This window comes from Streptomyces sp. NPDC048612 (assembly GCF_043199295.1).
In the GTDB taxonomy this organism is placed as follows: domain Bacteria; phylum Actinomycetota; class Actinomycetes; order Streptomycetales; family Streptomycetaceae; genus Streptomyces.
This window is the reverse complement of record NZ_JBICVV010000001.1, coordinates 687,315-704,762: the sequence shown is the minus strand read 5'-3', so window position 1 is coordinate 704,762 and position 17,448 is coordinate 687,315. Positions and strand designations below refer to the sequence as shown.

Annotated in this window: 19 protein-coding genes; 5 read left to right on the top strand and 14 right to left on the bottom strand. The window is 71.7% G+C overall.

Annotated features, from left to right (window positions below; genetic code table 11):
- The 6 genes from ACGFN2_RS02965 to ACGFN2_RS02940 form a co-directional block, all read right to left on the bottom strand.
- Nucleotides 1-591 carry an ATP/GTP-binding protein gene (locus ACGFN2_RS02965; RefSeq protein WP_362609814.1) on the bottom strand — a complete coding sequence of 197 codons (591 nt, stop codon included), beginning with the start codon at nt 589-591 and terminating at the stop codon, nt 1-3.
- Nucleotides 566-946 carry a DUF742 domain-containing protein gene (locus ACGFN2_RS02960; protein ID WP_362609817.1) on the bottom strand — a complete coding sequence of 127 codons (381 nt, stop codon included), beginning with the start codon at nt 944-946 and terminating at the stop codon, nt 566-568. Before ACGFN2_RS02960 ends, ACGFN2_RS02965 begins: the two co-directional genes overlap by 26 nt.
- A complete protein-coding gene (locus tag ACGFN2_RS02955; protein ID WP_362609819.1) occupies nt 943-1,356 on the bottom strand; it encodes a roadblock/LC7 domain-containing protein in 414 nt (137 codons plus the stop codon). Before ACGFN2_RS02955 ends, ACGFN2_RS02960 begins: the two co-directional genes overlap by 4 nt.
- Nucleotides 1,353-2,597: an ATP-binding protein gene (locus tag ACGFN2_RS02950; RefSeq protein ID WP_393357047.1), complete on the bottom strand. Its 1,245-nt coding sequence runs from the start codon at nt 2,595-2,597 to the stop codon at nt 1,353-1,355. The genes ACGFN2_RS02955 and ACGFN2_RS02950 overlap by 4 nt, the downstream gene beginning before the upstream one ends.
- 444 nt (nt 2,598-3,041) lie before the next feature.
- The gene (locus ACGFN2_RS02945) at nt 3,042-3,398 is read right to left on the bottom strand and encodes a DUF4333 domain-containing protein (protein WP_362609825.1); all 357 of its coding nucleotides are present in this window, start codon (nt 3,396-3,398) and stop codon (nt 3,042-3,044) included.
- A 130-nt stretch (nt 3,399-3,528) separates the two neighbouring features.
- A complete protein-coding gene (locus ACGFN2_RS02940) occupies nt 3,529-4,524 on the bottom strand; it encodes an alpha/beta hydrolase (protein ID WP_393357045.1) in 996 nt (331 codons plus the stop codon).
- 296 nt (nt 4,525-4,820) lie between these two features.
- On the opposite strand from ACGFN2_RS02940, the gene ACGFN2_RS02935 reads away from it, so the two are divergent.
- Together ACGFN2_RS02935 and ACGFN2_RS02930 are read left to right on the top strand one after the other, a co-directional pair.
- Nucleotides 4,821-6,875 carry an ATP-binding protein gene (locus tag ACGFN2_RS02935; RefSeq protein WP_393357043.1) on the top strand — a complete coding sequence of 685 codons (2,055 nt, stop codon included), beginning with the start codon at nt 4,821-4,823 and terminating at the stop codon, nt 6,873-6,875.
- A 109-nt stretch (nt 6,876-6,984) separates the two neighbouring features.
- Nucleotides 6,985-7,194, top strand: coding sequence for a hypothetical protein (locus tag ACGFN2_RS02930; protein ID WP_362609831.1), 210 nt, complete (start codon nt 6,985-6,987; stop codon nt 7,192-7,194).
- A gap of 130 nt (nt 7,195-7,324) precedes the next feature.
- On the opposite strand, the gene ACGFN2_RS02925 is transcribed toward ACGFN2_RS02930, so the two are convergent.
- Together ACGFN2_RS02925 and ACGFN2_RS02920 are read right to left on the bottom strand one after the other, a co-directional pair.
- The gene (locus ACGFN2_RS02925) at nt 7,325-7,975 is read right to left on the bottom strand and encodes a DedA family protein (protein WP_393357041.1); all 651 of its coding nucleotides are present in this window, start codon (nt 7,973-7,975) and stop codon (nt 7,325-7,327) included.
- 226 nt (nt 7,976-8,201) lie between these two features.
- The gene (locus ACGFN2_RS02920; RefSeq protein WP_362609836.1) at nt 8,202-8,657 is read right to left on the bottom strand and encodes a DUF4442 domain-containing protein; all 456 of its coding nucleotides are present in this window, start codon (nt 8,655-8,657) and stop codon (nt 8,202-8,204) included.
- 251 nt (nt 8,658-8,908) lie between these two features.
- On the opposite strand from ACGFN2_RS02920, the gene ACGFN2_RS02915 reads away from it, so the two are divergent.
- Nucleotides 8,909-10,192, top strand: coding sequence for an MFS transporter (locus ACGFN2_RS02915; RefSeq protein WP_393357038.1), 1,284 nt, complete (start codon nt 8,909-8,911; stop codon nt 10,190-10,192).
- 36 nt (nt 10,193-10,228) lie between these two features.
- Here ACGFN2_RS02915 and ACGFN2_RS02910 read toward each other — a convergent pair whose 3' ends face one another.
- The 4 genes from ACGFN2_RS02910 to ACGFN2_RS02895 all read right to left on the bottom strand — a co-directional run bounded on the left by ACGFN2_RS02910 (nt 10,229) and on the right by ACGFN2_RS02895 (nt 13,596).
- A complete protein-coding gene (locus ACGFN2_RS02910; RefSeq protein WP_393357036.1) occupies nt 10,229-11,083 on the bottom strand; it encodes a spermidine synthase in 855 nt (284 codons plus the stop codon).
- A gap of 62 nt (nt 11,084-11,145) precedes the next feature.
- Nucleotides 11,146-11,988 (bottom strand): patatin-like phospholipase family protein, encoded by an 843-nt coding sequence (locus ACGFN2_RS02905; protein WP_393357034.1) that lies wholly within the window; start codon nt 11,986-11,988, stop codon nt 11,146-11,148.
- A gap of 161 nt (nt 11,989-12,149) precedes the next feature.
- A complete protein-coding gene (gene tuf, locus ACGFN2_RS02900) occupies nt 12,150-13,322 on the bottom strand; it encodes an elongation factor Tu (RefSeq protein WP_393357032.1) in 1,173 nt (390 codons plus the stop codon).
- A 109-nt stretch (nt 13,323-13,431) separates the two neighbouring features.
- Nucleotides 13,432-13,596, bottom strand: coding sequence for a hypothetical protein (locus ACGFN2_RS02895; RefSeq protein ID WP_393357030.1), 165 nt, complete (start codon nt 13,594-13,596; stop codon nt 13,432-13,434).
- 116 nt (nt 13,597-13,712) lie between these two features.
- Here ACGFN2_RS02895 and ACGFN2_RS02890 point away from each other — a divergent pair, with 116 nt between their 5' ends.
- Both ACGFN2_RS02890 and ACGFN2_RS02885 read left to right on the top strand, forming a co-directional pair.
- Nucleotides 13,713-14,414 carry a VTT domain-containing protein gene (locus ACGFN2_RS02890; protein WP_362609851.1) on the top strand — a complete coding sequence of 234 codons (702 nt, stop codon included), beginning with the start codon at nt 13,713-13,715 and terminating at the stop codon, nt 14,412-14,414.
- Nucleotides 14,415-14,608: 194 nt separating this feature from the next.
- Entirely contained in the window at nt 14,609-15,481 is an 873-nt protein-coding gene (locus tag ACGFN2_RS02885) for an undecaprenyl-diphosphate phosphatase (RefSeq protein WP_393357028.1), read from the top strand.
- A gap of 37 nt (nt 15,482-15,518) precedes the next feature.
- Here the strand turns inward: ACGFN2_RS02885 and ACGFN2_RS02880 are convergent, their stop codons facing one another.
- Together ACGFN2_RS02880 and ACGFN2_RS02875 are read right to left on the bottom strand one after the other, a co-directional pair.
- Nucleotides 15,519-16,478 carry an SDR family oxidoreductase gene (locus tag ACGFN2_RS02880; RefSeq protein ID WP_393357026.1) on the bottom strand — a complete coding sequence of 320 codons (960 nt, stop codon included), beginning with the start codon at nt 16,476-16,478 and terminating at the stop codon, nt 15,519-15,521.
- An 84-nt stretch (nt 16,479-16,562) separates the two neighbouring features.
- The gene (locus ACGFN2_RS02875; RefSeq protein ID WP_362609858.1) at nt 16,563-17,348 is read right to left on the bottom strand and encodes a hypothetical protein; all 786 of its coding nucleotides are present in this window, start codon (nt 17,346-17,348) and stop codon (nt 16,563-16,565) included.
- Between the last annotated feature and the right edge of the window lie 100 nt (nt 17,349-17,448).

Below are 17,448 nucleotides of genomic sequence, written 5' to 3'. Positions count from 1 at the left end.
CTAGTTGAGGCGGGACTGGAGATATCGGACGAGCGCGATGAGTGAATCCGCCGAGGAACGTTGGTCCCGTGCGTCACAGCTGACCACTGGCGTCTCGGGAAGCAGGTCCAGTGCCTCCCGGATCTCGTCGAGGGAGTGCGAGGGCGTCCCGTCGAAACGGTTCACGGCGATGGCGTACGGGATTCCGTAGTGTTCCACCAGGTCCATGACAGGGAATGACTCGTCGAGACGCTCGGGGTCGACCAGGACGAGCGCCCCGAGCGCACCGCGCGTCATGTCCTCCCACACCTGAACGAAGCGCTGCTGCCCGGGTGTTCCGAACAGGTAGAGGACCAGCTTCTCGCTGAGTGTGAGACGGCCGAAGTCCATGGCGACGGTGGTCGTGGTCTTGCCGGGCGCGCCTTTCGGGTCGTCAATTCCGGCGCCCGCCTGCGTCATGATCTCTTCGGTACGCAGCGGCGGAATCTCGGACATGGTTCCGATGAATGTCGTCTTTCCCACCGCGAAGTGTCCGACCACGAGGATCTTCGCCGCGGTCTGCACTGAATCGCGTAGATACACGCCGTCATCCAAAGCGAGCCTGGAGCCCATTCAGCACCTCCTCCAGTATTTGCCGGTCGACAAGCTGAGCGCTAGGTATGGGCGCACGAGAGAAGAGAAATCCCTCCTGCGCGAGATCGGACACCAGAATCTTGACGACACCCACCGGCAGCTGGGTGTGCCCGGCTATCTCGGCGATCGAGAGGAAACCCCCCGAACACAGCTCCAGCAGACGGAGCTTCTCCGGATCGAGGGGTTTCGTGCGGGGCGGGTCCGCCTGCACGGTGACCAGGGTGATGAGTGAGAACTCATCGCCGTCAAGAAGATCGCGGCCGTTGGTGATGACGTACGGCCGTACTAATTCCGCTGCTTCGTGTTCCAGCTCCGGCTCGTCATCGGGTGTCATGACTGGATATCAGCCCTCTCACGCGGCGGACTGGTCAGTGCCTTGCCGAGCTGCCCCACCAACTGCTGCATACGGAACGTGATCTCCGCCATGTCGACGTCGGGAGACGCGGAAACCGCGAGATAGGCGCCTTCCCCGGCAGAAATGAGAAAGACCCAGCCATGGTCGAACTCGACCAGCGTCTGCCGCCATTGCGGACGGTTGACGGGTGCCCCACCGTGGCAGAAGTCGGCGACCGTACGGCTCAGCGACTGCATTCCGCTCATCGCGGCGGCCACGGTATCGGCGTGGTCCCGGCCGACGTCCTTCGAACGGGCCATGAGCAGACCGTCCGCGGAGACGAGGATGGCATGCTGTGCTTCGGGCAATTCCAGAGCACTGTCAAGCATCCACGACAGATCGTAGTTCACTGAACCTCAGGCCCTTCATTGCTTGCGTAGGTAGAACGACGCCCGGATTGCGTACCGCGCTGGAATGCGCCCATGACGGACGCAGTCCGCGCGCTGTCGCGTGCCGGGGTCTCACTGCTCTCGGAACTGCTCTCGGACTCGGTCGGCACGATGGAAATCGCACCGCGGCGCCGCCGCTTGGGCAGACCGCCGGCCGTCGTCTCGGCAGCCGGGCGGGCGCCGGCCGGCTGCCCCAGGGGCGCCGGACCAGGGGCCGGGGAACCGGCCGCCGGGTATCCGGGCGCGGGCTGTGCGGGGACGCCATAGGCCGGTTGACCAGCAGGGTTCTCAGGCGGCAACGGAGCGGACGCGGCCACGGCAGGACCCTCCTCGGGCTGGTGCAGAGACGTCAGTAGATCGTCGGGGAGCAGGACGACCGCGCGCACGCCACCGTAGGGAGAAGTGGTGTCCACCGACACGCTGAAGCCGTAGCGGGCGGCGAGCACACCCATGACGGTGAAACCGAACTGCGGAGGGTTGCCGAGACTGGAGACGCTGGCGGAATTCTCACTCGACAGCAGCTGCGCGGCTCGCGCCTTCTCCTCCTCGTTCATACCGACACCGGCGTCGTCGACGATGATGCAGACGCCCTTGGGAACCGGGCGGATATTGATCTCGATCACCGTTTCCGGCGCCGAATAGCTGGTGGCGTTGTCCAGCAGTTCGGCAAGCACCAGCGCCACCGGTTCCACGGCGCGGCTCACGATCGCGAAATTACTCTGCGACCGGATCTCGACGCGCGTGAAATGGCGAATACGGCCCTTCGCGCTGCGGACCACGTCGTAGAGCGACGCGTCGCTCCGGCGCCGGCCTAGCCAGCCGTCACAGAGCACGGCGATGGACTGGGCACGCCGCGCGAACTGCGAATTCATGTGGTCGATGTCGAGCAGATCCTGAAGGATCTTGTGTTCACCGTAGGTGTCCTGCAGCTTGGAAATGGCCAGCTGCTGTTCGCTCGCCAGACCCTGCAGGGTCCGCATGGCGGACTTCAGCGTGGTCTTGGTGGCTTCTTCGGCGCGGTCCTTGGCCTCTCCGACGGCCTCCGTGTAGTGATCTTCGAGATTGGCGTAGTGCTGCTTGAGCTCGGCCTTCTCTTTTTGAAGATCGGCGATCTTCCTTCTGCCGCGAATAATCGCGGTGGCAGCAAGAGGGGTACCAGCGATCAATCCCCAGAGCGCTGGATCCTGGAAATATTGCGTCATAGGACTCTCTTCGGACGACGGAGCCACCAGGTGTCGTGTGCCTGGCCGCGACGTAGAGAATCACCCACGGCCCCAGACATACGTGTACGGCCGCGCACAGTCGCCTGCCAGAAAGCCATCGATGGGCCGGCTAATGGCATAGTTCTCCCCGGGGTGGCGGTTTTCTTAGGCCAATGCGCGGAATTTCTATCTCGCCTTAGCAGGTGACTACCCGGTTGGCAAGTGCGATGATCTTAGCATCACCACAACACCCGTCGTCCAACGGCGATCTGAACAGTTGTGCATCTGAAGCGGATTCAACAAAGGGCCACTTTGCGGCCATTGGGCGCGATGCCGGTCCTGCGGCGCAACCGGTCCGCCCGCTTCCTGACGGACCGTTGATGTGCGGGCCCTCTCCCCGCGCGAACGCACCGCGCGGGTGCGGTCAGGGAAGGTCAGTGAAGATCAGCGATGCGGGGCGTCGTGGACGTAGGTGATCTCACCGCCGCCGACCCGGACGACCCGTACGGTCATGTCCCGGTCGGTGCCCCGCAGATAGTGCGCCGTGCAGTGGGTCCGGGCGCCCTTCACGGCACGCAGATCCCGCGCGCAGTCGACCGAGCGCGGCCCCCTGGGGATCACCGGAAGCGACAGATGGCCCGAGATCGAGCGGGCGACCTCCGCGCGCGGGACGGTGTCGGACGTCCCGTCCACCGCACTGGTCGCGTCCCGGTCCGTGAGCCACCGGCTGCCCGCCGTGAGGCTCCCCGCCAGCAGAGCCGTACCGGCCAGTGCCAGGCCGGCAGCTCGCAGATTCCGCACCGTTCTCCTTCCAGAGGCGCACGCCGGACACCGGCCGTGCGCACCGTGCCGGGTCACGGACCATTCTTGCCGGTGGCCCGGTTTCGGCAACAGGAGTCCCCGGACGTGCCGCCGGCCAGGCGACGGTGCGTCACACGGACGGTACGGGGCCCTGCATTCGCTCGCTGATCCAGTGCAGCGAGTCGCCCATCCGCCGGATGTAGGTGTGCCCGCTGTGCCCGCCACCCGGTATGACGTAGAGCGTGGAGTGCACCGGCCCGCCGGTGTAGTCCTTGATGAAGCGCTTCACATCGGGCACCGCCGCCTCCCGGCCGCCCAGCTCGAAGGCGAGATAGACCGGCGCTCCACGGCCCGCGGCCAGCTGCCGTGCCAGATGGCGCGGGTCATTGGCGCGCATCTCGGCCGGATGCCCCTGCCACATCGGTGAATCCGGTGCGGTGTCCGGGCCGTTGACGATGGCCGCCTTGAACTTCCGCGGTTCCTTGAGGACGGCCTTCAGCGCGGCGAACCCCCCGGACGAGGACCCCATGAACGCCCAGCCGTCGCGGCTGTCGTACGTGCGGAAGTGGGCCCGTGCGAAGTCCGGTACGTCCTCGGTGAGCCAGGTGCCCATCCTGGGCTGCCCCGGGATGTCGCTGCCGTCGTAGTACCTCCGGCCCGGATTGAGCACCGGCATCACCACGACGAACGGCAGCGTCCTGCCCTGCCGCGACCACCGTGCCATTCGCTCCTCCAGCGCGAAGCCCGGCCCGGCCCAGTAGTTGAACGGATAGCCGTAGGCGCCCGGCAGCGCGATCAGCACCGGGAAGCCGCTGTGGGCGTACCGCGCCTGGTGGTACTCCGGTGGCACCCAGGCCCAAATGGCCCCGGTGACACCGGACTTGCGGCCGTGCCAGGTCGCCCTCACGACCCTGGTGCCGTCGCGCCCGGTCGTACGGAACACGGTGAAGGACGCGCGCGGTCCGCGGGGCGGCACCACCCGCGGCTGTCCGTTGAGGGCGTCCGCGGCACGGGCCTGGCTCCGGGGCACTCCCGAGGAGTGGACGCGACCGCCGTCCTCGGCGCAGCCGGCGAGCAGCGCCAGGGCCACCACACTCACCGCAGCGCGGACGCGCAGACGCTTCATCGGGGCGTTCTCCTCGGGTACTTGGGCCGGCCGCGGGCAGCCACGCTGCCACTGCGGGTACCGGTCGCACGACACGCCTTTAAGATCGTCCACCGTGCCCGTGGCGCCGTCCCGGCCGCCCTGACCTGGCGATCCGTGCTCCCCGCGCCGTCCGGAGCCGTCTTCGCACGTCAAATGCACCGACCGCGTTTCCCTCGTTCGATGAGGCCATGGGTTGTTTACCGGCCGGTCGGTTCTGGCAAGGTTGATTCCCAATTCCGAAGGGCGCGGCGCTGTGCCGTGGTTGGGGATGACCGATGACCGCGAGGGCCGATCGCCGGCCGCTGCCCGGCGTAGTGGGACGGGGTGTTGAGCATGAGCTGGTGTCCGGCCTCTTGGACGGCGCCGGGCTCGTGACGCTCACCGGGGCCGCGGGAGTGGGCAAGAGCGTGCTGGCCCGCGCCGTCCTGGAGGAGCACACCGCCCGGCACGACGGCACGGTCCTCCGGGTCGGCTGCTGGGAGGGCCCGGCCGAGGGCGGGCCGGTGGCGGCGCTGCTCCGGGCCGCCCGGCCGGCGCAGGACGCCCGCCGGGACTCCGCGACCGCCCTGGTCCGGCGTAACTGCCCGCCCCGCACCGGTGAGCCGGTGCCCGGCCGGGCGGCGCGGACGGATGCCCCAACTGGGCACGTTCCGGCGGACGATACGGCGGTTGCCGCGCTCGCCGCGTACTGCCGGCGCCATCGTGCGACCGTGCTGCTGGACGACTGCGACCCGCTGCGCGACGCCTGCGCACAGCTCGTACGGCAACTGCTCCGGGCCGAGCCGACGCTGCGCATCGTGGCGACCGCGCGGGGCGCGCTCGGGCTGCCCGAGGAGCGGGTCGTGGAGCTGGCTCCGCTGCCGGTGACGCTGGGCGGGGGCGCCACGGGACCCGCCGTGGAGCTGCTGGCCGCGCGGGCCGGAGCCGCCACGCCGGAGCTGCTGGTCGCCGTGTGCCAGGCGCTGGAGGGCTCGCCGCTGGCGATCGCGCTGGCCGCGCACCAGCTGGACCGGATGTCGTTGCCGCAGCTCGCGGCGCAGGTGGGGGCGGACGGTCCGCTGTACTACTCGGGGCCGGCGGCGACCGTGCGGCACACCTCGCTCTACGCCGCGCAGGCCGCGGGCTACGCCCTCTGCTCGCCCACCGACCGGCGGGTCTGGGCGCGGCTCTCGGTGCTGCCCGGCGATTTCGATGCCTGGCTCGCCGGTTGTGTCTGCACCAGCTGTGACGTTCCTGCGGCAGCGGTCGAGGGTGCTGTGGAACGGCTGCTCAACGCCTCGGTCCTGGAGCGCGTACGGGACACCGGCGATGTGCACGACGACACCGGTGCCGCGCAGCCGCCGCGCTACCGACTCCCGCGCGCCGCCCGTGACTTCGGGCGGACGCAGCTGCGCGAGGCGGGCGAGGAGTCCGCAGCGCTGCGCCGGTTCCGGCAGGCGTGTGCGGCGCTCGCGGCCGAGGCCCAGATCGCCTGGCAGGGCCCGGACCAGCAGGTCGCCGTACGGCTGGTGGAGGTCGAGCAGGCCAACCTCGACGCGGCGCTGACCCGTCCCCCGCAGGACGCGGAGGACGCGCTCGGCGCACTGGAGATCGCGGTGTCGTTGTGGTTCCACTGGGCGGCCTGCGGCTTCCGCCGCGAGGGGCGGGCGCATCTGGACCGGCTGCTGCTGCTGTCCCGGGACGACACCGCGCTGCGGGCCCGTGCGCTGTGGCTGGCGGGCTATCTCGCGGCGCAGGAGCAGGCGCTCGGCGCCGCGGAGGCGCTGCTCGACCAGGCGTGGGGGGCCGCCGTGATGCACGCGGATTCCGACGGGCTGGCCCGGATCGCGCACGCGCACGGCGTACTGGAGCTGTACCGGGGAAACTCCGCGGCGGCGGTGGCCTGTCTGGAGGAGGCGGCACGGCACCGTTCCAGGGACCCGTGGTTCGGGCCGGGCCCCGCTCACAGTTGGGCGCTGCTCGCCGTCGCCCTGTCCGCGTCCGACGCGGAGCGGGCGCAGGCGGCGGCCCGTCGTGCTTGGGAGGCCCGGCACTCGGACGGCGACTTCTGGCTGTACTCGACGGTCCTCTACGCCTGTGCGGCGATCGAGCGCGTCCACGGGGAGCCGGGGTCGGCGCTGCGGGCCTGCCGTGAGGCGCTGGCGGCCAAGAAGCTCATCGGTGACCCGCTGTTCATCGCCGGAGCCCGCACCATGCTGGCCGGTCTGCGGCGTGAGGTGCGCGGCCGCGAGCCGGTGCCGGACGGTGCGGAGGAGGACCCGTGGTGGCGCACCGGCGGGCCGGACCTGCCACCGCAGCCGTTCTTCTCACGGCTGCGGGCGGGCCCTTGAGCGCCGGGGTGCCGGGGCGGCCGGCGGCCGCACGGCAGGAAGACACGCTGTGTGACGACGTTATCGCGCTCGGGATGCGCCGGTGACGGGCCGGTCGCATGCTGGGGGCATGAAGCGTGCCCCCGTGATCGTGCATCCGCCCTGCACCGGTGGTCGCCGTGTGACGCTCTACGGACAGGATCTGGGACGGGCGCTGCGCCCCGGTGACGTGGCCGCGATACTGCGCCGGGCCGGTTTCTGCGCCACGACCTTCGTCTGGGACGACACCGGTGTCTTCGAGTGGCGGGCCGGCGGCCCCGACGTCTGGCTGATGCCCTGAGGCGACGGCCGGGACCGAACTTCTCTCACCCATGAGCCAGTTGTGCCACCCGTGACGCGCGTCCGCCGGCTTTCACCGGCGGTCGGGGCGTACGGGCGCAGGACCTGGGCCACGGAGAACAAGCCCGCGGTCAGTCGACCACCGCGGCGACCCGGGTCTCCTCCGCCTCGCGTGCCGCGGCGGCCTTCTTCGCCCGGTGCTTCATGAGGAGGAAGGAGCAGAGGCCGAACAGCAGGGCCGCGACCAGCCCGAGCCAGGAGAAGCGCTTGAGCCAGGACTCGGCGACGATGCCCACGCTGTAGATCAGCGCGGTGGTACCGCCGGCCCAGACGATGCCGCCGAGGACGTTGGCGATCAGGAACTTCCAGTACGGCATCTTCAGTACGCCGGCGAGCGGCCCGGCGAAGATGCGCAGCAGGGCGACGAAGCGGCCGAAGAAGACCGCCCACATACCCCACTTGTCGAACTTCGCCTCGGCCATGGCGACATGGTCGGGGCCGAAGTGCTTGGGGAACTTGCGGCCGGCCCACTGCAGCAGGGGCTGGCCACCCTTGCGTCCGATCAGATAGCCGATGGAGTCACCGATGATCGCGCCGCCGGTGGCGCAGGCGCCCAGCACATACGGGTTGATGTGGTCCTGGGTCGCCGCGAGGATCGCGGCGCTGACGAGGACGATCTCGCCGGGCAGCGGAATGCCCAGGCTCTCCAGCCCGATGACCACCCCCACCAGGAGGTAGACGCTCACGGCCGGTACCGACTCGAGCCACTCCTGGATGTGCAACGCCGATTCCTCCGCTGATGTGTAAGGCCCCCGTGGGCCGTGAACCGGCATCCGTGACACCGTGCCGGTCAATCCCCTGGCGCACCTCGGTGCGCCCGGGAAGCGTACTCGATCGGACCGGCAGGGGACCGAATCCACGTGTGCCGCGCGACATCCGGCGCCCGGACACGGCGACGGCCCGCCGCGCGGTGCACGGCGGGCCGTGAGAGCCCCACGGTGAGGCGGCTCACTTATTGGGGCGCAGGGTCCACACGATGCTCATCTCGCCGGTCACCGCGCCGTCCTCGCGGGTGATCGCGATGTTCACGGGGAATTCGGGGCGCTCGCCGGCGTCGAGCTCGGCGACGATCTCGGCCACCGGCCGGCCCAGCTCGGCGGTGGCGGTGACCGGGCCCATGGCGAGCTTCTTGTAGCCGATCTCGGCGCGCACCGCGAGCGGCACCGCGCGGCCGAGCTGGTCACCGAAGGCCGCCATCACGATGGCGCCGCTCGCCGACTCGGCGAGGGTGAACATCGCGCCGGCGTGCGGACCGCCGACGTGGTTGTGGAAGTCGGGCTGGTCGGGCAGGCGGACCACGGCGCGCTCGGCGGTGGTCTCGGTGAACTCGAGGTTCAGGGTGCGGGCCATCGGCACGGATGCCGCCATCATTTCGCCGATCGACGGCAGGGTCTCGGAGGACATGGCGCCATGTTACCTAGCGGTAGCTTAGGTGTGAAGAGTCTGCCGCGTCACGGGCCGGGCCGTCGGCGGACGCCGGGCGGTAATCCCGTACCGCTCGTTCCCCCGCCCCGCATATCGTTGACGCCCATGTGGGCAGGACAGCAGCACAGCGGAGACAGACGGCGAAGGGGTCCGGTACGCCCCGGGCACCGGTCGGGCACCCCGGGCCGGAAGCGGTCCACCGCGGCACCGGCCCGACGGACGCGGTCTTGGTGAGGGCCCTCCCCGCCTGGGCGGGGCGTAACTATCTGCTGCTCACCGGCGCCACGGTGATCGCGAGCCTCGGCAGCTCCGGCGCCCTGATCGCGACCGCCTTCGCGGTGCTCGGCGCCGGCGGTTCCGCCACCGACGTCGGCCTGGTCGCCGCCGCGCGGACGGTCCCGCTGCTCTGCTTCCTCCTGATCGGCGGCGCGGTCGCCGACCGGCTCCCCCGGCACCGGGTCATGGTCGCCGCGAACGCCCTGAGCTGTGTCTCCCAAGGGCTGCTGGCGCTGCTCGTCCTGGCCGGAGAGCCGCAGCTGTGGCAGATGGCGCTGCTGGCCGCGCTCGGCGGCACCGGGCAGGCGTTCTTCGCGCCCGCCTCCGAGGGCATGGTGCTGGCCAGCGTCTCCGGCGAACAGGCCGGGCGCGCCTTCGCCGTGTTCCGCATCGGCATGAACGGCGCGAACATCGGCGGCGCGGCCCTGGGCGGCGCACTGGTCGCCGCGGTCGGGCCGGGCTGGGTGCTGGCCGTCGACTCCGCCGCCTTCGCGCTCGCGGCGGCGCTGCGCGCCTTCCTCGACGTCAGCGGGGTCCCCACGCGGGACGGCGGCGGCGGGGTGCTGCACGATCTGCGGGACGGCTGGCGGGAGGTGGTCTCCCGGCCCTGGCTGTGGGCGGTGGTGGTGCAGTTCTCACTGGTCAACGCGATGGTGGCGGCCGCCGAAGCGGTCTACGGGCCGCTGGTCGCCGAGCAGCATCTGGGCGGCCCCGGGCCCTGGGGGCTGGCGCTGGCCGCGTTCGGCGTGGGCACCGCGGCCGGCGGGGTGCTGATGACCCGTGTCACACCGCACCGCATGCTGCTGACCGGTTCGCTGTGTGTCTTCCCGCTGGCCCTGCCGTCCGCCGCGCTCGCCGTCCCCCTGCCCACGGCCGGGCTCTGCGCGGTCATGTTCGGCACCGGGATCGCGATCGAGGTCTTCGCGGTGACGTGGATGACGGCGCTGCACCAGGAGATTCCCGAGGAGAAGTTCTCCCGGGTGTCCTCCTACGACTGGCTCGGGTCGCTGGCCCTGGTGCCCCTGGCCACCGCGCTGGCCGGTCCCGTCCAGGACCAGATCGGCCGGACGGCCGCGCTGTGGGGCTGTTCGGCGCTGATCGTGCTGCTGACGGCGGCGGTGCTGTGCGTGCCCGACATCCGGCGTCTGACGCGGCGCACGAGCACGGAACCGGCGGCCGGGGCCCCGGCCGCCCGCGCGGCGGGGGCGACGGAACCGGACACCGCTGCGGCGGAGTGACCGGGCACGACGGCGCCGGCCCGGACCGGGCCGCCGTCAGCCCACGCTGAACGCGCCGTCCGGCGGCACCGGGGACGCCACCGCCTCGGCATCGCGTACCGGCGCCGCATCCCCGATCAGCCGCCGCAGCGCCGTACCGTGCTCGACCCGGGCCGGGAAGACGTCCCCGGCCGTCCGCCGGGCCAGGGCGGCGACCGGGAGCGGCGCGCGCGAGGCGAGCAGCACGGCGTTGCCGAAGCGGCGGCCGCGCAGCACCGAGGGCTCGGCGATCAGCGCCAGATGCTCGAAGACCGTGGCGAAGTTGGCGAGTTGGCCGCGCAGAAAGCCGAACGGCGCGCTGTCCGCGAGGTTCGCCGCATAGCAGCCGTCCGCGCGCAGCACCCGCGCTGCCGCCCGTGCGTACTCGACCGAGGTGAGCTGGGCCGGTACCCGCGCCCCGCCGAAGACATCCGCCACGATGGCATCGGCGCTGTCCTCCGGCGCCGCCTCCAGCGCCGTCCGGGCGTCCTCGGCGTGCACGGTGATCCCGTGGTCACCGGGCAGCGGCAGCTCCTCGGTCACCAGGGCGAGCAGCCCGCGGTCGGCCTCGACGACGTCCTGCCGGGAGTGCGGGCGGGTGGCAGCGAGGTAGCGCGGCAGGGTCAGCGCTCCGCCGCCCAGATGCAGCACGTCGAGCGGCTGCCCCGGTGCGGCCGCCTCGTCCAGGACGTGTGCGAGCCGGCGCACGTACTCGAATTCCAGATGGGCGGGCGCGTCCAGGTCCACGTACGACTGCGGTGCGCCGTCCACGGTCAGCAGCCAGGCGCGGGGCCGGTCGACGTCCGGCAGCAGCCGGGCGGTGCCGCAGTCCACGGTCCGGATGACGGGTATCGGCTCGGGTGCTTCGTCCACCGTCCCATTGTGCCGGTGCGGCCCCGGCGCTCCGGCCCCGGTCCCGCGGCCCGGGCCGCCGGTCAGTCCGACCAGACCCGCCGGATCTCCGCCGCCTGTGCGGCCGCCTGCCGGCGCCCCGCGCGGGCCGCGTCCGCGCGCCTGGCGGGGTCGAGGACGTTACGGCCGAAGGCCGACCTGGCCACGCGGTCGGGGGTGATCACACACACCCGGGCGCCGTGGCGCGCCAGCCGCTCGCCCTGCGCCCGGGGTCCGGCGATCGGTCCGCCGGAGGCCGCCATCGGCGCGACGACCACCACCCGGCCGTATCCGGCGGCCAGATCGGCGTTGGCGGAGGAGTGCACCCCGCCGTCGATCCAGCGGGTGCCGTCGATGGTGACCGGCGGATAGATGCCGGGCACCGCGCAGCTCGCGCCCACCGCGTCGAGCAGCCGCACCCCGCTCGTGTCGTCGAACGCGGTCCGCTCCCCCGTCGCCGCGTCCACCGCCGTGATCACCAGCCGGCGGGCCGGCCAGTCGGTCAGCCCCAGGGTCCGGGCGATCACCGCGCGCTGTTCCGCCTCGGGGGCGGTACGGGCCGTGAGCGCCAGCTTCCCCATCCGTACGCCGAAGGAGACGGTGTCCCGCGAGCGCAGCGCGATGGCCGCGAACCGGGCGAGGGCGGCCGGGCCCATACGGGCGGGCGGGCCGGGCTCCGGTGCGGCGAGCTGACGGGCGTACATCTCCTCCAGCGGCCGCTGCCGGGAGGTGAGCTGGGCACCGACGATCGATCCGGCGGAGGTGCCGATGACGACGTCGGCGTCGCCGAGGTCGACACCTGCCTCGGCGAGTCCGGCGAGCATCCCGATCTCCCAGCCGATTCCGGTGAGCCCGCCGCCGCCCAGGACCAGTGCCGTGTCCGCCATCGGTTCTCCCTCGCGCGTCGCGGCCGACCGCCCGCACCGTACGGCGCGATCACCCCCGTCATCCGTGGCGAGCAGTCTCGCACCCGGTGCGTCCCGGGGACAGCGTCCGGCCGCGCCCGGCACCTGGGAGACGCCGGGCGCGGCTGGATGACCTGCGGGTTCTACTCCTCGACGGTGCGGACCGTGCCCGCGCCGACGGTCCGGCCGCCCTCACGGATGGCGAAGCCCAGGCCCCGCTCCAGCGGTACCGCACGGCCCAGTTCGACCGACGCGGTCACCGTCTCCCCGGGACGGGCGATGCCCCGCTCGCCGAGGTCGAGGTCGCCGACCACGTCCGCGGTACGGAGGTAGAACTGCGGCCGGTAGCCGGTGGAGAGCGGCGTCCGGCGGCCGCCCTCCTCGGTGGAGAGCACATACACCTCGGCGGTGAAGCGGCGCCGCGGTGTGACACTGCCGGGCGCGGCGACCACATGCCCGCGGCGCACCTGGTCACGGTGCACACCGCGCAGCAGCAACGCGACGTTGTCGCCCGCCTCGGCGGACTCCATGGGCCTGCCGAACGTCTCCAGCCCGGTGACCGTCGTCTCGGTCTCCGCGCCGAGCACCGCGACCCGGTCGCCGACCCGCACCGTGCCGCGCTCGACGGCTCCGGTGACGACCGTGCCACGCCCGGTGATGGTCAGCACGTTCTCCACCGGCAGCAGGAACGGCGCGTCGACATACCGCTCGGGCATCGGGACATAGGTGTCCACGGCGTCCAGCAGCGCCTCGATCGCCTGCGTCCAGCGCGGGTCGCCCTCCAGGGCGCGCAGCCCCGAGACCCGTACGACGGGGACGTGCTCCCCGTCGTAGCCGTGCGCACTCAGCAGTTCGCGCACCTCCAGCTCCACCAGGTCGGTCAGCTCCGGGTCGCCGGCGTCGGCCTTGTTGAGGGCCACGACGAGGTGCCGGACGCCCACCTGCCGGGCGAGCAGCACATGCTCGGCGGTCTGCGGCATGATCCCGTCGAGCGCGGAGACGACCAGGATCGCCCCGTCGAGCTGCGCCGCACCCGTCACCATGTTCTTGATGAAGTCGGCGTGGCCGGGCATGTCGACGTGGGCGTAGTGCCGGGTGCCGGTCTCGTACTCGACGTGCGAGATGTTGATGGTGATGCCGCGGGCGGCCTCCTCCGGGGCCCGGTCGATCCGGTCGAACGGCACGAACGTCCCGCTCCCCCGGTCGCTGAGGACCTTGGTGAGGGCCGCGGTGAGGGTGGTCTTGCCGTGGTCGACATGGCCCATGGTGCCGATGTTCAGGTGCGGCTTGGTGCGCACGAATGCCGTCTTGGGCATGGTGTTCTTCCTCGCAACAGTGCGGTGAGAACGGCGACTTGGCGCCGTGGAGACCCCGGGAACCGGCCGACCCTCCCCCTGCGGGGTCCGCCGGACGATCCGGAGAGGGTCAGCTTCGTGCGCCGTCGGTCGCCGCGGCGGCCGGGACGGCGGCCGCGGCGACGGCGGCGGCGGGTGCGAAGTCCGCTGCGGCGAGGGCCGCGAGGAGGTCGGCGGCAGCCTTCGGCGCGTCCGCGACTGCGGACGGGGGCGCGAGGAAGGCGTACCGGGACATGCGCCCTATGGTGCCGGTCGGCCGCCCCGGCGTCGAACGATTTATCCGGCCTGCGGTGCGGCTCACGGACGGCCTGACGGCGGCCTCCCGGCGCCGCTCTCGGTTACGCTCCCGGGATGGTCCCGCCCGCCGCCACGCCCGACGGCCCCGCCGCGCGCTGTACGCGTGTGCTGTTCTCCCCCTGGGCCCGGCTGGGCGTGCTGCTGGCGCTGCTGGCCTGCGCCGCGGCCGCGATGCTGCTGTGGCAGCCGCAGCAGCTGCTCACCGGGGGCCGGCTGGAGCGGCTGTCCGGCCCGACCGCCGTCCTGGTCTTCGCGGTCGCCTACGGAGGGTGCACCACCGCTTTCGTGCCGCGCCCGGTCCTCAATCTCGCGGCGGGCGCCCTCTTCGGCGGTCAGGCCGGTCTGGGCGCGGCTCTCGCGGGGACGGTGCTGGGCGCCGGGCTGGCCTTCGGGCTCGGCCGGCTGCTCGGGCAGGACGCACTGCGTCCACTGCTGCGCGCCCGCTGGCTGACCGCCGCCGACCGGCAGTTGAGCGAGCACGGCTTCCGCTCGATGCTGGCCCTCCGGCTCTTCCCCGGGCTGCCGTTCTGCGCCACCAACTACTGCGCCGCAGTCTCCCGTATGGGCTGGCTCCCCTTCCTCCTCGCGACGGCGCTGGGCAGCATCCCGAACACGGCGGCGTACGCCGTCGCCGGCGCGCGGGCCGCGACGCCCACCTCGCCGGTGTTCCTCGGCGCCCTGGGCTTCATCGCCGTCAGCGGGCTGGGCGCGCTGCTCGTGGCATGGCGCAAACGGAAGGCGCTGCGGGGGCACTGAACGCTGCGGGCGGACACGGGATTCGCCGCGGCCGCAGCGGTACGGGCCCGGTACGCACAGCCCCCTTTGGCCGCCCGGACATCTTCGGACGTTACGCTGCCCCGGTGGGCGGAGATCCGCATCCGCCACCACTGTCCGCTTTCTCCCGTCTCGCGCAGGTCAGCGCTTGATCACCCTTGGATAGCGTATTTTCCATGTCTTGGTTTGAATCTTTCGTCCTCGGACTTGTCCAGGGGCTGACCGAGTTTCTGCCCATCTCGTCCAGCGCGCACCTGCGTCTGACCGCGGCGTTCGCCGGCTGGCACGACCCCGGTGCGGCGTTCACCGCCATCACGCAGATCGGCACCGAAGCGGCCGTCATCATCTACTTCCGCAAGGACATCGGCCGGATCATCTCGATGTGGGCCCGCTCCCTCACCAACCGGGAGCTGCGGCACGATCACGACGCGCAGATGGGCTGGCTGGTGATCGTGGGCTCGATCCCGATCGGTGTGCTGGGCATCACGCTCAAGGACGCCATCGAGGGCCCGTTCCGCGATCTGCGGCTGATCGCCACCACCCTGATCGTCATGGGCATCGTCCTCGGCATCGCCGACCGGCTGGCCGCCCGCGACGAGACCGGCGGCCGGCACCGCGTCGCCAAGCAGCGCAAGACCCTCAGCGACCTCAACGTCAAGGACGGCCTGCTGTACGGCGTCTGCCAGGCAATGGCGCTCATCCCCGGCGTCTCCCGCTCCGGCGCCACGATCAGCGGCGGTCTGCTGATGGGCTACACCCGTGAATCCGCCGCCCGTTACTCGTTCCTGCTCGCCATCCCCGCGGTACTGGCCTCCGGCGCCTACGAACTCAAGGACGCCGGCGAGGGGCACGTCTCCTGGGGCCCGACGATCTTCGCCACGGTCATCGCCTTCGTCGTCGGCTACGCGGTGATCGCGTGGTTCATGAAGTTCATCTCCAACAAGTCCTTCATGCCCTTCGTCATCTACCGCATCCTCCTGGGCATAGCCCTGTTCGCGCTGGTCGCAGCAGGTGTGCTGTCGCCGAACGCGGGGGAATCGGCGGGGTAGCACCCGCGGGCGCGGCCCCGGGCCCCGCCGGAAACCGTCAGCGATACCCGGAGTCGTCGGCGGGCAGGCCCGGGTCCTGGACCTCCACGAGGTAGCGCCAGCAGTCCGGCCGGGTGCCGTCGGTGTCGGTGAACCCGTAGAGCGGGGCGAGTTGGCCGCTGGAGACGACCTGGCCCGTCCAGCGCGCGACGTCCGGGTCGGCGGCGAGCGCGACCACCGCCCGCGCGACATAGACCGGGGACTCGGCGATACAGAAGTGCGGCACGTCGGCGGTCGCGTCCCGCCAGTTGTCCTCGGTCACACCGAACGCCTCCAGCATCTTCTCCGAGCGCAGCCAGCCCGGTGTCACGGCGACGGCGGCGGCGCGGTGCGGGGCGAGTTCATGGCTCTGGGCCAGCGTCATCCGCTGCACCGCCGCCTTGACCAGGTCGTAGTAGAAGCCCTCGTGGTGGCGGTAGGCGGCGTTGTACTCCGCGGTCCCGTCCGTCATCTCGATCACCAGCCCGCCGGGGCGGCGGATGAGCAGCGGCAGCGCGTGATGGCTGGTGATCGCGTGGGTGTCGATGCCCATGCGCAGCATCCGCAGCCCGCCGGCGAGGTCGTGCTCCCACAGGGTCGTGCCGAACTGCGCGTAGGTGTCGCCGCCGAAGATGTCGTTGACGAGGATGTCGAGGCGGCCGTGGTCGCTGTCGATGCGCCGGACGAGGTCGCGGACCTGGTCGCTGTCGAGGTGGTCCACCCGCAGAGCCGTCCCGCTGCCGCCCGCCGCGGTGATCAGCTCGCCCGTCTCCTCGATCGTCTCCGACCGGTCGATCTCCGACCGGCCGGCGGTCCGGCTGCTGCGCCCGGTCGCGTAGACGACGGCGCCCGCGCAGCCGAGTTCCACCGCGATCGCCCGCCCGGCGCCCCGGGTGGCGCCGGCCACCAGTGCCACCTTCCCCTCCAGTACTCCCCCTTTTCCGGCCGGCCCGCCCGCCCGCACGTCCTCGGTCACCATGGCTGCCGCCCGCTCCCTTCTCCTCGTCCCCGCGGACGACGTAGGTCTCGCACTCGCATCGGGCTCCGTCAGGAACCGTGGGTATCAGGAACTGAGGTGGTATTGGGCCCAGGGCTGATGAGCCGGCGCGGGCTCCTCGTGCGAGGGCGTCAGGCTGCCCCACGGGGCGAGCGTGCTGTCCCATTCGGAGGCCAGGGCGGCCATGTCCGGCACGGACTCCGTGGACGGCATCGTGCCGGTGTGCCACGCGGACGCCATGTGGTGCCCCGAGGGCGCGGCGTTCCAGGAGGCCGTCTGCTGTGCGGGGATGGAGTATTCGGACTCGTGAACATCGTTGGGACCGCGCCGGTGGCGTCCCGCATGGGTTTCCACCGGGCCCGGATAGAACCGCCCCTGGGCGGAGAGCTGTTGGGCCCGGGTGACCAGGCGGGTGAGGTCGAGCCCGAATTCGGCGGCAAGTTCACGCAGGTCCACCCCGGTCTGCCAACTCCCGATGAGCACCGCGTCCATCGCCGGGGACCAGGTCTGCTCCGCCGCCCCCATACCGGCGGTGGCCTCGCGGGCGGCGCCGGCCGGGCGTGCTCCGGCGGACGGGGTCTGGTGGGAGTAATCCGCCACGGGCTCGGGCGCCGGAACGGCCTCCTCGGGCTCCCGCTGCGGCGCGACGGGCGTGGCGGCCGCGAGCAGTTCGTCGGCGACGGCGCGGGCGTCCTCCTTGCCCACCGTGCGCCGGGCGATCCGCACTTCCCGCTCGTTCAAACCGAAGAGACCGGCGACCGCGCCGGTGCTGCCCACCGTCACCGCGAACGCCGCCAGAACCCGTGACCGGTCGGCCTGGGCTTCGTCAAGCCTGGCCTGCGCCTCGCGCACACGCTCGTCCCCCAGGCAAAACGCTTCTGCCAGAACGGCGTTGCGGTCCCACAACTCTCTAGGATCCATACCCAGTCAACGCCCCTTGAGCGCCGTTGAC

Bases quoted from the DNA above. Each gene is read 5' to 3' on its own strand.
- ACGFN2_RS02965 (WP_362609814.1), bottom strand. From the start codon at position 591: ATGGGCTCCAGGCTCGCTTTGGATGACGGCGTGTATCTACGCGATTCA.
- ACGFN2_RS02905 (WP_393357034.1), bottom strand. From the start codon at position 11,988: ATGGCGGACACGGCACTGGTCCTGGGCGGCGGCGGGCTCACCGGAATC.
- ACGFN2_RS02940 (WP_393357045.1), bottom strand. From the start codon at position 4,524: ATGAAGCGTCTGCGCGTCCGCGCTGCGGTGAGTGTGGTGGCCCTGGCG.
- ACGFN2_RS02880 (WP_393357026.1), bottom strand. From the start codon at position 16,478: ATGGTGACCGAGGACGTGCGGGCGGGCGGGCCGGCCGGAAAAGGGGGA.
- ACGFN2_RS02885 (WP_393357028.1), top strand. From the start codon at position 14,609: ATGTCTTGGTTTGAATCTTTCGTCCTCGGACTTGTCCAGGGGCTGACC.
- ACGFN2_RS02890 (WP_362609851.1), top strand. From the start codon at position 13,713: ATGGTCCCGCCCGCCGCCACGCCCGACGGCCCCGCCGCGCGCTGTACG.
- ACGFN2_RS02920 (WP_362609836.1), bottom strand. From the start codon at position 8,657: ATGTCCTCCGAGACCCTGCCGTCGATCGGCGAAATGATGGCGGCATCC.
- ACGFN2_RS02930 (WP_362609831.1), top strand. From the start codon at position 6,985: ATGAAGCGTGCCCCCGTGATCGTGCATCCGCCCTGCACCGGTGGTCGC.
- ACGFN2_RS02895 (WP_393357030.1), bottom strand. From the start codon at position 13,596: ATGTCCCGGTACGCCTTCCTCGCGCCCCCGTCCGCAGTCGCGGACGCG.
- ACGFN2_RS02960 (WP_362609817.1), bottom strand. From the start codon at position 946: ATGACACCCGATGACGAGCCGGAGCTGGAACACGAAGCAGCGGAATTA.
- ACGFN2_RS02950 (WP_393357047.1), bottom strand. From the start codon at position 2,597: ATGACGCAATATTTCCAGGATCCAGCGCTCTGGGGATTGATCGCTGGT.
- tuf (WP_393357032.1), bottom strand. From the start codon at position 13,322: ATGCCCAAGACGGCATTCGTGCGCACCAAGCCGCACCTGAACATCGGC.
- ACGFN2_RS02935 (WP_393357043.1), top strand. From the start codon at position 4,821: ATGACCGCGAGGGCCGATCGCCGGCCGCTGCCCGGCGTAGTGGGACGG.